The sequence below is a fragment of the Acidocella sp. genome, from assembly GCF_027352905.1.
GTDB lineage: Bacteria > Pseudomonadota > Alphaproteobacteria > Acetobacterales > Acetobacteraceae > Acidocella.
Window position 1 is genome coordinate 154,170 of record NZ_DAIEIF010000013.1, and the last position, 14,604, is coordinate 168,773.

The 14,604-nt window shown below is 66.2% G+C and carries 12 protein-coding genes and 2 tRNA genes; 10 read left to right on the top strand and 4 right to left on the bottom strand.

Annotated elements, in window-relative coordinates; translation table 11 throughout:
• Nucleotides 1-29 precede the first annotated feature (29 nt).
• Both M7H45_RS01780 and M7H45_RS01785 read left to right on the top strand, forming a co-directional pair.
• Nucleotides 30-1,142: an alkene reductase gene (locus M7H45_RS01780; protein ID WP_298214109.1), complete on the top strand. Its 1,113-nt coding sequence runs from the start codon at nucleotides 30-32 to the stop codon at nucleotides 1,140-1,142.
• Between the two features lie 124 nt (nucleotides 1,143-1,266).
• A tRNA-Thr gene (locus M7H45_RS01785) sits at nucleotides 1,267-1,341 on the top strand.
• A gap of 136 nt (nucleotides 1,342-1,477) precedes the next feature.
• Here M7H45_RS01785 and M7H45_RS01790 read toward each other — a convergent pair.
• A tRNA-Gly gene (locus tag M7H45_RS01790) sits at nucleotides 1,478-1,551 on the bottom strand.
• Between the two features lie 208 nt (nucleotides 1,552-1,759).
• Between M7H45_RS01790 and metZ the strand changes: the two genes are divergently transcribed.
• Nucleotides 1,760-2,944, top strand: coding sequence for an O-succinylhomoserine sulfhydrylase (metZ, locus tag M7H45_RS01795; RefSeq protein ID WP_298214111.1), 1,185 nt, complete (start codon nucleotides 1,760-1,762; stop codon nucleotides 2,942-2,944).
• Here the strand turns inward: metZ and M7H45_RS01800 are convergent, their stop codons facing one another.
• Nucleotides 2,945-4,888 (bottom strand): glycosyltransferase, encoded by a 1,944-nt coding sequence (locus tag M7H45_RS01800; protein WP_298214112.1) that lies wholly within the window; start codon nucleotides 4,886-4,888, stop codon nucleotides 2,945-2,947. It abuts the gene before it with no gap.
• Nucleotides 4,795-5,481: a hypothetical protein gene (locus M7H45_RS01805; protein ID WP_298214114.1), complete on the bottom strand. Its 687-nt coding sequence runs from the start codon at nucleotides 5,479-5,481 to the stop codon at nucleotides 4,795-4,797. The genes M7H45_RS01800 and M7H45_RS01805 overlap by 94 nt, the downstream gene beginning before the upstream one ends.
• Before the next feature lie 114 nt (nucleotides 5,482-5,595).
• On the opposite strand from M7H45_RS01805, the gene gorA reads away from it, so the two are divergent.
• From gorA to M7H45_RS01825, 4 genes are all read left to right on the top strand, one after another.
• Nucleotides 5,596-6,963 carry a glutathione-disulfide reductase gene (gene gorA / locus M7H45_RS01810; protein WP_298214115.1) on the top strand — a complete coding sequence of 456 codons (1,368 nt, stop codon included), beginning with the start codon at nucleotides 5,596-5,598 and terminating at the stop codon, nucleotides 6,961-6,963.
• A 61-nt stretch (nucleotides 6,964-7,024) separates the two neighbouring features.
• Complete coding sequence (locus M7H45_RS01815) at nucleotides 7,025-8,416, top strand: class II 3-deoxy-7-phosphoheptulonate synthase (RefSeq protein ID WP_298214117.1); 1,392 nt, start codon at nucleotides 7,025-7,027, stop codon at nucleotides 8,414-8,416.
• A complete protein-coding gene (locus M7H45_RS01820) occupies nucleotides 8,413-9,546 on the top strand; it encodes a nicotinate phosphoribosyltransferase (protein ID WP_298214119.1) in 1,134 nt (377 codons plus the stop codon). The genes M7H45_RS01815 and M7H45_RS01820 overlap by 4 nt, the downstream gene beginning before the upstream one ends.
• Nucleotides 9,547-9,568: 22 nt before the next feature.
• Entirely contained in the window at nucleotides 9,569-10,225 is a 657-nt protein-coding gene (locus tag M7H45_RS01825) for a TenA family protein (protein WP_298214120.1), read from the top strand.
• 55 nt (nucleotides 10,226-10,280) lie between these two features.
• On the opposite strand, the gene M7H45_RS01830 is transcribed toward M7H45_RS01825, so the two are convergent.
• Complete coding sequence (locus M7H45_RS01830) at nucleotides 10,281-10,391, bottom strand: helix-turn-helix domain-containing protein (protein WP_298214122.1); 111 nt, start codon at nucleotides 10,389-10,391, stop codon at nucleotides 10,281-10,283.
• 245 nt (nucleotides 10,392-10,636) lie between these two features.
• Between M7H45_RS01830 and otsB the strand changes: the two genes are divergently transcribed.
• Genes otsB through M7H45_RS01845 form a run of 3 tightly spaced genes read left to right on the top strand, consistent with a single transcriptional unit; the run spans nucleotide 10,637 to nucleotide 14,561 of the window.
• On the top strand, nucleotides 10,637-11,371 hold the full coding sequence (gene otsB / locus M7H45_RS01835) for a trehalose-phosphatase (RefSeq protein WP_298214124.1): 735 nt from the start codon (nucleotides 10,637-10,639) through the stop codon (nucleotides 11,369-11,371).
• Nucleotides 11,368-13,179, top strand: a complete 1,812-nt coding sequence (locus M7H45_RS01840; protein WP_298214126.1) for a glycoside hydrolase family 15 protein — start codon at nucleotides 11,368-11,370, stop codon at nucleotides 13,177-13,179. Before otsB ends, M7H45_RS01840 begins: the two co-directional genes overlap by 4 nt.
• Nucleotides 13,164-14,561: a trehalose-6-phosphate synthase gene (locus tag M7H45_RS01845; protein WP_298214128.1), complete on the top strand. Its 1,398-nt coding sequence runs from the start codon at nucleotides 13,164-13,166 to the stop codon at nucleotides 14,559-14,561. The genes M7H45_RS01840 and M7H45_RS01845 overlap by 16 nt, the downstream gene beginning before the upstream one ends.
• Nucleotides 14,562-14,604 lie beyond the last annotated feature (43 nt).

The following is a 14,604-nucleotide window of genomic DNA, read 5'->3' on the forward strand; positions in this document are numbered from 1 at the left end:
TCTGGCCTCGGCCGGAATAAGGAGTTCCCATGACCGATCATACGAAATCTCCCGTCCTCCAACCCTTCGCCTTGGGAGACATGCAGCTTGCCAACCGCGTGGTGATGGCGCCGCTGACGCGTAGCCGCTCGAGCGAGGAGGGCGTGCCTCCGCCCTTTGCCGCTGATTATTACGGGCAACGCGCCGAGGCCGGACTCATCATTAGTGAGGCGACCAATATTTCACCCCAGGCGCGGGGTTACGCTCTTACGCCCGGCATATGGACAGACGCCCAGGTGGAAAGCTGGCAACGCGTCACCCGCGCGGTGCATCGGCGGAATGGCCGGATTTTCCTGCAGCTCTGGCATACGGGGCGGCTTTCCCATCCGGATTTGCACGGGGGCGCGCTGCCCGTGGCGCCCTCGGCCATCAAGCCCGCCGGCCAGGCCTTCACCAGTTCCGGGCTGAAGGATTTTGTCACGCCGCGCGCGCTGGAAACGGACGAGATCCCCGCCATCGTCGAGGATTACCGCCACGCCGCCAAGAAAGCGAAGGAGGCGGGGTTCGATGGCGTGGAGGTTCATTCCGCCAATAATTATCTGCTAGAGCAGTTCATCCGCGACAGTACCAACCGCAGGACGGACTGTTATGGCGGCTCTATCGAAAACCGCTTGCGTTTTCCCCTGGAGGTGGTGCGGGCCGTCGTGGAGGTTTGGGGCCCCCAGCGTGTGGGAATCCGGATTTCCCCCTCGACCACCATGCCTGGCGAAAGTCCCATGGATTCCAACCCGATGGCGACCTACGGCACCTATGTGGATGCGCTCTCGCAAACCGGTTTGCTCTATATCCATTGTATAGAGGGGACGACCCAGCTTTCCCGCGACCCGGCCGGGGTCGATTTTCCGGCGCTCCGCCGGCGTTTTCGCGGTGCCTATATGGCCAACAACCAGTACACACTGGCTTTGGCCGAGGAGATGCTGGCGGCGGGAAAGGCCGATCTCTTCAGTTTCGGACGGCCATTCATCGCCAACCCTGATCTCGTTTTCCGGCTGCGAACCGGCGCGCCCCTGGCAGAGGCGCCCAAGGAGTACTGGTACGGCGATGGCAAGACCGGATATTCGGACTGGCCGGGCATGGAAGGTCAAATCCGCGTCGAGGTTTGACCTCTTATCCAATGGCGGGTGAAATCATGGCGCGGAGGCTGGATTCCCGCGCCATGCCATGCGATAGAGCGCCGGAAGCGACCCGAGCCGCCGCTGGGGCCGCTTCCGTTCGCGAGAATGATGGGCCGGCATAGCTCAGCGGTAGAGCAACTGATTCGTAATCAGTAGGTCCCCAGTTCAATCCTGGGTGCCGGCACCAGTGCAATTAATCAATGGCTTATGTCGGCATCGGCCTGCTAGCGGCCTCGTGGTTGGATGACGACCGCCACTAACAATCAGCGATTGGCGCAAATAACGGATTTTCAACCATCGACAAATATCGCCGGACGGGAAACTGGAGCGGGTAGCGGGAATCGAACCCGCGCGTTCAGCTTGGGAAGCTGACAGGCTACCATTACATCATACCCGCCCGTGACCCGTTCATAATCCGCCGGCATTGACCGCGCAACCCATCCGGCGTAGGCGGAAGCCACCTCGTGATTTGTCCGGCCGGATTGCGGCGAGGCTTCCCTGTCCGGGAAGAAGCAAAACAAACGCGCTAAAGAGGCTTGCCGCGCGCCGCTGCGCCGGTTTTTCTCCCGTGGCCGGACGCGAACGCTGCAAACGGGGACGAAACCATGTCCGAGCCCACGCCTAACCGCCTCGCCACGGATCTCATCCATGCCGGGCGCATCCGCACCAATCTCGATGAGAACGCCGAGGCGCTCTTTCTCACCTCTGGCTTCACTTATGAAAGCGCGGAGCTGGCGGAGGCGGTCTTCGCCAATCAGATCGAACATTTCCAGTATTCGCGCTTCGCCAATCCAACAGTGGCGATGCTGGAGAGCCGGCTGGCGCGGCTCGAGGGCGCGGAGGCCTGCCGCGCCACCGCCACCGGCATGGCGGCGGTGCATGCCGCGGTGATGTGCGGGCTGAAGGCGGGGGACCGGGTGGTGGCCTCGCGCGCCCTGTTCGGCTCATGCCATTGGATCATCTCCACCCTGCTGCCGCAATTCGGCATCGAAAGCGTGTTCGTGGACGGGCCGGACCTGCCGGGCTGGCAGGCCGCCCTCGCCAAGCCAACCGCCCTCGTGCTGCTGGAGACGCCATCCAACCCGATGCTGGACATCGTCGATCTCGCCGCCGTGTCCCGGCTGGCACATGCGGCCGGGGCGCTGGTGGTGGTGGATAACGTGTTTGCCACCCCGTTGCTGCAAAAGCCGCTGCAACTGGGCGCGGATGTGGTGGTTTACTCCGCGACCAAGCATATGGACGGGCAGGGCCGGGTGCTCGGCGGCGCGGTGCTGGGTTCCCGGCAATGGATCGAGCAGGTCTTTCAGCCCTTCTTCCGCAATACCGGCCCTTCGCTCTCGCCCTTCAACGCCTGGGTGATTCTCAAAGGGCTGGAAACCTTACCCCTCCGCCTCAAGGCGCAAAGCGAAAGCGCGGAGGCGATCGCCCGGTTTCTGGAAACCCATCCCCGCATCGCCCGCGTCCTTTATCCGAGCCTCGCCTCCTTCAGGCAGCGGGAGCTAGCGCTGCGCCAGATGTCCGGCGGCGGCACGCTCATCGCCTTCGAGGTGAAGGGTGGCAAGCCGGAAGCCTTCCGGCTGATGAACGCGCTGCGCATCATCAGCATCTCGAATAATCTGGGTGACACCAAATCCCTCGCGACCCATCCGGCGACCACCACCCATATGCGCATCGGCGCGGAGGAGCGCGCCCGGCTCGGCATCACGGATGCCAGCATCCGCCTCTCGGTGGGGCTGGAGGATGTTCAGGACCTCATCGCCGATCTTACCCAGGCCTTGGACAAGATGTGATCACGCCGCGCGGGCGGCCTTAAGGCGAGGCCTGGGCAGCTTGTAGGTAGCGAAGCAGCCCCCCGCCACCGCGCGGCCCAACTCCGTCTTGTCCAGAAGGGCCAGGCCGGGAGGAAGGCCGGCGGTTATATCGCGCATCGCCAGATGTTCCGCCAGGGCGCGGGTTAACGCGCCGGGGCCGGAGAGCAACCATGGGATATCGTTATCCCCCCGGTTCACCGCCTCGACCACCGCCTCCAGCGTAGCCTTCAAAACCGGGTGCCGGGGCGTGGCGGCGATAAAATGATTGCCGGCGCAGCCAAAATCCTCCTGTGCGAGCACCAAATCGGCTCCCGCCGGTAACAACGCCGTCAGCGGGCGCAGGCAGCGATCATCTGCATCGGCATACACGCCGCCTTCCTCCACCAGCGCCGCCAGGCGGAAGATATCCGCTTTTTGGGTCAGCTCGCGCACCCGGCGAAAGGCTTGGCTAACCGGCGGAGGAAACCGGTCACCGATATAAGCCAGGGCGGTTTCCTCATCGCAAAGCCGCCATTCATGCCCGGGATTGCGCTCTCTCCAGCTTTGCATCAGCATTTCCACATCCCCAGGCGTGTCCGAAATATGCCAGAAACTGTGAATGAGAGGTGGAATGGGGGCGGCCTCGGGCTGGGCGTGGAATTCCAGCCGCTCCGCCTGACGCATCGCCAGCAGCAGGCTGGCGGCGGGGGCGGTCGAATCCGGCGCGCGCTGGACCAGTTTAGCCAACGGTTCCAGGCGTTCGGGCGCTGGCAAGGCGGCCAGAGCGGCGAGTTGCCGGGCCAGACCGTCATCCAGCCCGTATTCCTCGATCATCTGACCGAGAAGGGATTGGGATATATTCAGGGATTCGCCCCGTAGACGCCGCCCCGCGGCGGCCAGTTCGTATAGACGGCGCAAATGCGCCCGGGCGCCGTCTAAATTCAAACTCATCATCTTCACCCGCGCCAGCGCCTCCTGGGTGGCGGGATCGTCCGGGTTTAACGCCGCCGCCGCCTCGTAATGGCCAAGCGCCGCCGGCAATTGCCAGAGACTCTCCGCCAGCGCGCCCACACAGCGCCGCTTGACGGCGCGCTCCTCCGGCGTGGCGGGAGCCACGGCGAATAAGGATGCCCCTGACTGGGTTCCCGCCAGCAACTCGGTCTGGAACCGTTCAACCCCTAGCCAGAACTCCTTTGGCGTGGCGAGGGCGGCCGCGCGGGCGACGTGGAGCGCCTCCTCCATTTTCCCGGCGCGGCGCAGCCAAGTGATGCGCCAGCATGCGAGTGTAGGCGTGGTGCCGGCTTCCGCCTCGAATTCGTTCAAACCGGCCATGGCTTCCCCGAGCCGGCCTTGCCAGGCCAGCGCGTCCAGCATGCCGAGGCGAAATTCCGGCTCTCCGGGCCGCCGCAGCGCTGCCGCGCGATAAATCTCCTCGGCGAGACCGGCATTTCCCTGAGCCAGGGCCTGGGAAGCGAGCTGCCGGGCTGCCTCCGCATGGCCAGGGTCGAACGCCAGGACTCTGCGCCAATGGGTCTGGCTGTCCGCCAAGCGGCCCAGCAGATATTCCTGCCGGGCCAGTTCGGCCAAAAGCTCCACATTCTCAGGTTCGTGCGTCAGGGCGGCTTCAAACCAACGCGCCGCCGCCGCGGCGTCTCCCGCCTGGCATTCGATCCGCCCCAGTTCCACCAGCAATTGCGGCTGGTCGGGATGGGCCGTCAACGCTGAAAGACCGACGCGCCGCGCCTCCTCCACCGCGCCGCAGGACCGCAAGGCCATGATCAGCCCCAAACGGGGCGCTAAATCCTGGGGGGCCGCCTCTTCCGCCCGGGCGAGAGCGGCGAGCGCCTCCTCTATCCGGTTGAGAGCCCGCAACTCCGTGGCCACATCCAGCCAGCGCCAGACATCACTGGGCGCCAGTTCCGCGGCCGCGCGGTACCATGCCAAAGCTCCGACGGATCATTACCGGCGCGGGCCAGATTTCCCAACGCGACATGGGCGTGCCAAAAATGGGGGTGTTGATCCAGCAATGCGCGTAAGGCCGCCTCGGCTGCTTCTGGCTGGCCGTCTCGACGCAGCGCTTCGGCCAGGCTCAGCGCGTGCCAGGGATCATCCGGCGCCAGCCGCGCCGCCGCGCGCAGTGCCGCGAGCTTGCGTTCTCCCGGCTCGCTGCGGGCGGCAAATTCCTTTAACCTTGCCAGCAAATCTCCCGCGCTCAGCTTGATCGCATTGGCCAGTTCCTGCCGCGACGCGCGGTCGCGCGCGCTGATCACGATCTCCTCTGCCACCGGCAGGGCGGCGAAAGCCAGCGGCCAGGCGAAACCATAGCGGCCATCCCCCCGCCCCGCCTGCTCGACATCCGGCCGGTGACGATCCGCGATCGCGCTGCCCGCCACTTCGCCATTGATCAGGAATTCAATGTCCGCGCGCCGTTCCGGGTCCTGTTCAAACCAGGCCCAGCCGAGCACCGTTAACCCGCCGCCCAGCAAATCGATATAGCCGACCAGCCGATCCTTGTCAGTCAATTCATCCTCTGCCATCGGCACCCTGTTGCCATAGCAAATAGACGCGGCCAGCGCCCGCCTGTCTAGCGACCCGGGCTGGCCAAAGCCTGGCGCTCCGATTAGCTAACCTTGAAAGCAGGAGAACGGGCGATGGATTTCGACCTTTTCGTCATAGGCGGCGGCTCGGGCGGCGTGCGCTGCGCGCGTGTCGCGGGAGGGCATGGGGCGCGGGTCGGCATCGCCGAGGCGCGGTTCTGGGGCGGCACCTGCGTCAATGTCGGCTGCGTGCCGAAGAAATTCATGGTGATGGCGGCGGAATATGGCGCCGCCGCGCGGGACGCGCGCGGCTTCGGCTGGGATGTGGCGGCGCGCGGGCATGACTGGGCCGCGCTCATCGCCGCCAAGGACAAGGAGATCGCGCGGCTCAATGGCATTTACCGCCGCCTGCTGAAGACGGCGGGGGTGCGGCTGTTCGACGCCCCGGCCCGGTTCCTCGACCCGCACACGCTCGATGTCGGCGGCCAGCGGGTCACGGCCGAGCGCATCGTCATCGCCACTGGCGGCCGCCCCACCGGCCTCGACATCCCCGGCGCGGAGCACGCCGTGGTCTCGGACGATATTTTCGTGCTGCCGGAGCGGCCCCGGCGGGTCGCCATCGTCGGCGGCGGGTATATCGCGGTCGAGTTCGCGGGGGTTTTCGCCGGGCTCGGGTCGGAGACCCATCTCATCTATCGCCAGCCCTTGCCTTTACGCGGGTTCGATGAGGATGTGCGGGTGGAGCTCGCGGCGGCGCTCAAGGCAAACGGGATCATCCTCCACCGGGATGTCACGCCCGAGCGCATCACCGTGGACGACGAGGGCAAACATCTCGCTCTCTCGGATTTCGGCGTGGTGGATGCCGATATGGTCCTCTTCGCCACCGGCCGCGCCCCCAATACTTCCTCGCTCGGCCTCGCCGCCGCCGGCGTGAAGACGGGCAAACGGGGCGAGATCGCCGTCGGGCCTGATTTCGCCACCAACATCCCGCATATCTTCGCGCTGGGCGACGTGACGGACCGGCTGAACCTCACCCCCGTCGCCACCGCTGAGGGCCATGCCCTGGCGGACACGCTCTTTGGCCACCGCCCGCGCGGCGTGGATCTTGGCCAGGTGCCGACGGCGGTCTTTTCGATCCCCCCCATCGCCACGGTGGGGCTGACAGAGGACGAGGCGGCGAAACGCCATGAAGGCGCGAAGATCTTTCTCTCCAAATTCACGCCCATGCGCCACAATCTCTCGGGCCGGGAGCGCAAGACGCTGATCAAGCTCGTGGTGGACGCGCGTACCGACAAAGTACTCGGCGCGCACATGCTGGGGGAGGACGCGCCGGAGATCGTGCAGGGCCTGGCCATCGCCATCACCGCCGGAGCGACGAAAGCGGATTTCGACAATACCATCGGCATCCATCCCACGGCGGCGGAGGAATTTGTGACATTGCGGACACAAACCAGGGTTGCCGGGGGTGGCGTCACCCCTTAGTAGCCTTGCGGCGCAAATCGCGCTTAAACTGAGGGATCAAGAAACGCCTTCTGGAGACGATATGGACACGATCAGCCCAGCCGCTCTTTCTTCCGGCTGGACGCCCGATAGCTGGCGCGCCCGGCCCATCCGCCAGGTGCCCAGCTATCCCAACCCGGACAAGCTGGCGGCGATGGAAGCGCGTCTCGCCCGCTTTCCGCCTTTGGTTTTCGCCGGAGAGGCGCGGAACCTCAAGGCGCATCTCGCCCGCGCCGCCCGGGGCCAGGCCTTTGTGCTGCAAGGCGGGGATTGCGCCGAAAGCTTTGGCGATTTCACGGCCAACATCATCCGCGACACCTTCCGCGTGCTGCTGCAAATGTCGGTGGTGCTTACCTTCGGCGGCGCCATGCCGGTGGTCAAGCTGGGCCGCATGGCCGGCCAGTTTGCCAAGCCCCGCTCCTCGGAGACCGAGAGCCAGGGCGGTGTCACGCTGCCCTCCTACCGGGGCGACATCATCAATGGGCCCGAGTTTTCGGAGGCCGCGCGCATCCCCGATCCCAGCCGCATGGAATTCGCGTATTTTCAATCCGCGGGCACGCTTAATCTCCTGCGCGCCTTCGCCTCCGGCGGCTATGCGGATCTGCACGAGGTGCATCGCTGGAATCTCGACTTCGTCGAGAAATCCCCGCTCGCGGCCAAATACCGGGAGCTGTCCTCCCGCATCGATGAAACCCTCGGCTTCATGGCCGCCTGCGGCCTGACCAGCGCCGACACGCCGCAAATCCGCGAGACCGATTTCTATACCAGCCACGAGGCGCTGCTGCTGCCTTATGAGCAGGCCCTCACCCGCATCGATTCGACCAGCGGCGATCATTACGCCTGCTCGGCCCATTTTCTCTGGATCGGCGATCGCACCCGTCAGCCGGACGGGGCGCATGTGGAATTCATGCGCGGCATCAAAAACCCCATCGGCATCAAGGTCGGCCCCAGCCTGGGCGTGGATGAACTCCTGCGGCTCATGGACCTGCTCGACCCGCAGAACGAGCCGGGGCGGCTGACGCTGATTTCCCGCATGGGCGCGGCCAAGGTGGGAGAGGCGCTGCCGCCGCTGCTGCGCGCGGTCAAGCGCGCCGGACGCCAGCCGGTCTGGCTGTGCGACGCGATGCACGGCAATGGCATCACCACCGCCGCCAAGGTCAAGACCCGCCGTTTCGACGACATTCTCGCCGAGTTGCGCGGGTTTTTCGACGCGCATGAGGCGGAGGGCACCATCGCCGGCGGGGCGCATCTGGAAATGACCGGACGCAACGTGACCGAATGCGTGGGCGGGGCGCGCGGCCTCTCCGAGGATGATCTGGGCGCGCGTTACGAGACCTTCTGCGACCCCAGGCTGAATGCCGAGCAATCCCTCGAACTCGCCTTCTATCTGGCCGAGGAATTGAAGTCCCGCCGGGCCTCGAAGGCCGCCGCGTGACGCCGGCCCCGCTCTCGGACGGGGAGATCGTCGCCCGCACGGACGCCTATTTCAACCATACGCGCCAGATTGTCGCCCGGTTCGGGGACTGCACGGTCACTTACGCGATTTTTCTGCGCCGTCCGGTCATCTGCGCCCCGGCGATCATGGTGGAGTGGCTGCGCGCGGTGGGCCGGGCGCGGGGACGGCAATTCGAGATCGAGCTGCCGCGCGAGGAAGGACAATGGGTGGGGGCGGGCGAGCCGCTGGCCTATGTCACCGGCAGCTTCGTGGCGCTGGCGGATTTGGAGACGCTCGCCTTGCAGAAAATCGGCGCTGCCTGCGTGGCCGCGCATAACGCCTTCCAGATGGCCGCCGCCCTGCCCAACGCCGCCTTTCTTGCCATGGATGCGCGCCATTGCGCCGGGGCGGAGATGCAGGAGCTGATGGCCTATGCCTGCGCCGTCGGCTCGCGGGCGGCCCAGGCCGAGGGCGCCAAGGGCTTCATCGGCAATGCCAATGACTGGACGGCGCATTATTTCGGCGCGTCCCGCGGGCTGGGCACCATGCCCCACGCCCTCATCGGCTATGCCGGCTCCACCCTCCGCGCGGCGGAAATGTTCCATGAAACCTTTCCCGCCGAGCCATTGACCGTGCTGGTCGATTATTTTGGCCGGGAGATCACCGACGGGCTGGAAGTCTGCCGCCGCTTCCCCGAGATGGCGCGGTCGGGGCGTCTTTCCGTGCGGCTGGACACGCATGGCGGCCGCTATCTGGAAGGGATGGGTCCCCAGGAAAGCTACGCGGTGTTGGAGCGCAACGCCCCCGGCGCGCTGCGCCGCTATCGCACCCATCGCGATCTTGGCTATCTCATCGGCACCGGCGTCTCCGCCGCCGCTATCTGGAAGATGCGCGAGGCCTTGACCGAGGCGGGCTTTCCGGCGGTGAAGATCGTCGTCTCCTCTGGCTTCGGTGTGGAAAAATGCTCGGTCATGGCGGATGCCAAGGCGCCGATCGACGTGGTGGGGACAGGCAGCTTCATCCCGGATAATTGGAGCGAGACTTACGCCACCGCCGATATCGTCGCGTATGACGGTATGCCGCGGGTCAAAATCGGGCGCGAGTTCCTGCTCCGGCCGCGCCAGGCGTGATCCGGCGTCCCGGAGAGAGGCGATGACCATCGGTGACGGTCTGTTCGCCCAGCTGCGCGAAGCCGCCCATGCCGAGTGGGAGGCCTATACCGGGCATGAATTCGTCCGCCAGCTCGGCGCGGGCACGCTGCCCGCCGCCTGTTTCCGCCGTTTCCTGACCCAGGATTACCTGTTTCTCATCCATTTCGCCCGGGCCTACGCGCTGCTCGCTTTCAAGCAGACGGACTGGCCGGATATCCGCGCCGCCGCCGCCGGGCTGAACGCCATCATCGAGGAGATGCCTCTGCATATTTCATTCTGCGCCGGCTGGGGGCTGAGCGAGGCGGAGATGCGGGCCGAGCCGGAAGCGCCGGCGACCATGCTCTACACCCGTTACGTGATCGATACCGGCCTCGCCGGAGACGCGCTCGACCTCTTCACCGCGCTGATGCCTTGCATCGCGGGTTATGGCGAGATCGGCCAGCGTCTGGACGCGCCCGCGCCGGACCATCCCTACCGGGACTGGATCGGCGCCTATCAAAGCGCGGCGTATCAGCGCAGCGTCGCCACCGCCATCGCGGCTTTCGAGGATCTGGGCCGGCGCCGGGGCGCGGCCGCGCGGCTTGCCTCCCTCACACGCATCTTCGCCACCGCCTCCCGGCTGGAGGCGGATTTCTGGACCATGGGGTTGGAAGGCTGAGTTTCCCCCGCTGCGGACGATAGCTTTCCAATTTCACCCGCATCGCGGCGCTGTTTCATTCATTCAGCAGCCGGTAGCCCACCCCGGGTTCCGTCCGCAGCCGGGCCGAGAATTCCGGCCCGAGCTTTTTGCGCAGCTGGCGGATATAAATGCGCATGTCCAGCATCACACGCGCTCGCAGGCGGGAACGTAGGCGATCAGCAGCGTGAAGATCACGGCGCTGATCAGCAGGGTGATAATGTTGTCCATGGGGGAACCGCCTATGCGGAGCGCACATTAATCCCCCGCCCCATAAGGCCGCGATGCGGAAAGAGGAGCGGGCGGATAAAGCCGGTATAAAGATCCGCCCCGCCCCCATGTTACGAGATCTTCATTGGGCCTTTAGGACAAAGCCGGACCGCACAAGGCCATATGCGTTTCATGTCTTTCCATCCGCCATATGCCGTGCTGGAGCGGGACGCCGCCCTTTTCCTCGATATCGACGGTACTTTGCTGGATTTTTCCCCCTCGCCCGAGAGCGTCATCGTACCGCCCGGCCTGCCGGAGTGTCTCGCCCGGCTGCAACAGCGCCTGGGCGGCGCGCTGGCCCTGGTCTCGGGGCGTAGCCTCGCCGATATCGACCGCCTCTTTGGCCCTGGCTTCGCGGCGGCGGCGGAACATGGAGCCTTGCTGCGCGGAGCCGATGGCGCGCTGCTCGCCCGCCACCAGCCGGACCCGGCCCTGGCCGAGATTGCGCCTTCCCTGCGCCAGGCGGTGGCGGCGCGGCCCGGCACGCTGTTGGAGGAGAAGGATTTCGGGCTGGCGCTGCATTGGCGCGCCGCGCCGGAGCATGGCGAGGCGCTGACGGCGCTGGGGGAAAAATTGGCGGTGCCGCATTCCGGGCTGGTGCTGCTGCCCGCCAAGCAGGCGCTGGAAATCCGCTCCCGCGGGCCGGATAAGGGTGAGGCTCTGGCGGCGTTCATGGCGCGCCCGCCTTTCCGGGGCCGCCGCCCGGTCTTCATCGGCGATGACGTGACGGACGAGCCCGCCATCGAGCGCGCCCGGGAATTGGGCGGGGCGGGGCTGCATGTGGCGCATGATTTCAGGGGCGAGCCGGAGGCGGTGCGGCAATGGCTGGCCAGCCACCTGAAGGAAGGCGCCCTATGACGCGCGGGCCCGACCTTAACCTCGCCGCCATCGGCAATGGCGCCATCGCCTCGCTGATCGACCGCCAGGGCACGCATCTTTGGTGCTGCTGGCCAAGGCTGGATGGCGACCCGGTCTTTCATGCCTTGCTGGGTGGCGGCGCGCCGGAGAATGGCACGTTCGCCACCGAGCTGGCGGGGCTGTCGGAGTCCAGCCAGAGCTATATGCCCAACACCGCCATCGTCGAGACCATCCTGCGCGACGGCCAGGGCAACGCCCTGCGTATCGTCGATTTCTGCCCCCGCTTCCGGCTCTACGGACGCATCTTCCATCCCTTCATGCTCATCCGGCGGGTGGAGCCATTGGCGGGGCGGCCGCGCATCACCATAAGGCTGCGCCCCGGCTTCAATTATGGCGAGCAGCATCCCCGCCCATCCATCGGCAGCAATCATCTGCGCTGGGCCGGGCCGGATTTTGCCCTGCGCGCCACCACGGACATGCCCATCTCCCATGTCCTGCACGAGAACGCCTTTACCCTGAGCCGCCCCGGCACGCTGGTGCTCAGCGTCGATGAGCCGCTCAGCCAGTCCCCGGATTCGCTCTATACCCAGTTTCTCTCAGAAACCCGGAATTACTGGCAGGATTGGGTGGCCAATCTCAACGTGCCGTTCGACTGGCAGGACGCGGTGATCCGCGCCGCGATCACGCTGAAGCTCTGTTCCTTCGACGACACGGGCGGCGTCGTCGCGGCGCTCACCACCTCCATCCCGGAGGCGCCGGGCTCGGGCCGCACCTGGGATTACCGGTTCTGCTGGCTGCGGGATTCGATGTTCACCATTTCCGCCCTCAACCGCCTTTCGGCGACGCGGACGATGGAAACCTATCTCAATTTCGTGCTGGATAACGTCACGGCGGCGGGGCCGGGGGAATTGCCGCCGCTCTTTCCCATCGCCCCGGGGATGAAGCTCGGCGAATACATCGCCCCCTGCCTGCCCGGCTATGCCGGCGGGGATGGGCCGGTGCGGGTCGGCAATGGCGCCGCCATCCAGCGCCAGAACGACGCCTATGGCGCCATCATTCTCAGCTTCACCCAGTTCTTCTTCGACCACCGGCTGAAGCTGCGCGGCGATCTCGCCTTGTACCGGCAGCTCTGCCCGCTGGGCGAGATCGCGGCGCGGGTGGCGCTGGAACCGGATGCCGGGCCGTGGGAATTCCGGGGCCGGGCGCGGGTCCATAGTTTTTCCGCCGCCATGTGCTGGGCGGCGCTCTCCCGCCTGGCGATGATCGCCGGGGCGCTGGGGCTGGAGGACGAGGCCGCCGATTGGGAGGCCCGCGCCCAGGGCCTGCGTGATGAAATCCTGCGCCGCGTCGTCACGGCGGAGGGCTGGCTTTCGGGCGTGCTGGATGAGGAGGTCGCGGACGCCTCCGTGCTGGTCCTGCCGGATATCGGCTTCATCGGCGCCCGCTCGCCGGAATTCTCCGCCACGCTCGATATGGTGGCGCGCCGGCTGCTGCATGACGGCTTCGTGCTGCGCTACGACGCGCCGGATGATTTCGGCCTGCCCGAGACCGCATTTTTGCTGTGCAGCTTCTGGTACGTCAACGCTCTGGCCATGGCGGGCCGGCTGGCCGAGGCGCGGGCGCTGTTCGAGCGGATTCTCGCCGTCCGCAACCATGTCGGCCTGCTCTCGGAGGATGTGGCCACCTCCAAGGAGGGAGAGCCCCGCCTCTGGGGTAATTTTCCGCAAACCTATTCACATGTGGGCTTGATACTTTGCGCGATGAGATTGTCACGCAGTTGGGAGGAAGGGTTATGGCGCGCCTCGTAGTCGTTTCAAACCGCGTGCCGGACGTCGCGGATCCATCTAGCCCGCGCGCGGGAGGTCTGGCGGTTGGGCTGGCGGATGCGCTGGTGCCCGGCTCGCTCTGGTTCGGCTGGTCCGGCCACCAGGTGCCGGAGCGCTCAAGTGAAATCAGCGAGGCGGAATCGGAGGGGATCAGCTACGCCACCATCGATCTGGCGGAGGCGGATTACCGGGCCTTCTATCTGGGCTTCTCCAACAGCACGCTTTGGCCGCTCTTTCACATGCTGCCGAGCTTCGTGAATTACGACACCGGGGAATACCGGGCCTATCAGGAGGTGAATGAGGAATACGCGGCGGCCCTGGTCAAGTTGTTGCATCCGGATGACCTCGTCTGGATCCACGACTACCAGCTGCTCGGCGTGGCGGCGGCTCTGCGCCGCCGGGGCGTGACCAACCGCATCGGATTTTATCTGCACATTCCCTTCCCCGCCCCGGCGATCTACGAATTGCTGCCGCCGGGCGAGGAATTGCTCGTGGGGCTGCTCGCCCATGACGTCATTGGCTTCCAGACGCGGCGGGATCAGGAGCATTTCCTCGCGACGTTGCGCTGTCATGGTTTTTCCCTCCAGGGCGAGTCCCTGCATTACCGGGGCCGGCTGGTGCGCACCGTGGTGACGCCGGTGGGGGTGGATGTGGACGCCTTCCACGGGCTGGCGGTGCGGGCGGTGCGCCGGGTCGAGGCGAGGCGGGTGGTGGAGAGCCTCGCCGGGCGCGCGCTGATGATCAGCGCCGACCGGCTGGATTACACCAAGGGCCTGCCGGCGCGGTTCGATTCCTATGGGCGTTTTCTCTCGCGCTTCCCCAACCAGCGGCGGCGGGTGAGCTTCCTCCAGGTCGCCGCGCCCTCGCGCGAGGAGGTGGATAGATACCGGGATCTGCGCGACGAGCTCGACAACAAGGCCGGGGCGATCAATGGCGCCTTCTCGGATTTCGACTGGGTGCCGCTGCGCTACATGACCCGCGCGGCGGGCCGTCCCTTGCTGGCGGGAATGTTCCGCATCTCCCGCATCGGGCTGGTGACGCCGCTGCGCGACGGCATGAACCTGGTGGCGATGGAATATGTCGCGGCGCAGAACCCGGATGATCCCGGCGTGCTCATCCTCTCCAAATTCGCGGGCGCCGCCAGCATCCTGCCCGAGGCGCTGCTGGTGAACCCCTATGATATCGATGGGGTGGCGGAGGCGATCGACCGCGCCCTGACCATGGGGCTGGAGGAGCGGCGCGAGCGCCATGCCGCCTTGCTCGCCCAGGCGCGCCGGCATGACGCGCGGGCCTATTGCCTCGGCTTCACCTCGGCCCTGCGTCAATGCGAGGCGCGGGCCATGGCGGAGGAGGCCATCCGCTAGCGGCGCTGGCCTCTGGCGGGGACGAGGTATAGATTGCGCGGCG

Bases quoted from the DNA above. Each gene is read 5' to 3' on its own strand.
- M7H45_RS01780 (WP_298214109.1), top strand. From the start codon at position 30: ATGACCGATCATACGAAATCTCCCGTCCTCCAACCCTTCGCCTTGGGA.
- M7H45_RS01815 (WP_298214117.1), top strand. From the start codon at position 7,025: ATGGACACGATCAGCCCAGCCGCTCTTTCTTCCGGCTGGACGCCCGAT.
- M7H45_RS01845 (WP_298214128.1), top strand. From the start codon at position 13,164: ATGGCGCGCCTCGTAGTCGTTTCAAACCGCGTGCCGGACGTCGCGGAT.
- gorA (WP_298214115.1), top strand. From the start codon at position 5,596: ATGGATTTCGACCTTTTCGTCATAGGCGGCGGCTCGGGCGGCGTGCGC.
- M7H45_RS01830 (WP_298214122.1), bottom strand. From the start codon at position 10,391: ATGCTGGACATGCGCATTTATATCCGCCAGCTGCGCAAAAAGCTCGGG.
- M7H45_RS01805 (WP_298214114.1), bottom strand. From the start codon at position 5,481: ATGGCAGAGGATGAATTGACTGACAAGGATCGGCTGGTCGGCTATATC.
- M7H45_RS01825 (WP_298214120.1), top strand. From the start codon at position 9,569: ATGACCATCGGTGACGGTCTGTTCGCCCAGCTGCGCGAAGCCGCCCAT.
- metZ (WP_298214111.1), top strand. From the start codon at position 1,760: ATGTCCGAGCCCACGCCTAACCGCCTCGCCACGGATCTCATCCATGCC.
- M7H45_RS01840 (WP_298214126.1), top strand. From the start codon at position 11,368: ATGACGCGCGGGCCCGACCTTAACCTCGCCGCCATCGGCAATGGCGCC.
- otsB (WP_298214124.1), top strand. From the start codon at position 10,637: ATGCGTTTCATGTCTTTCCATCCGCCATATGCCGTGCTGGAGCGGGAC.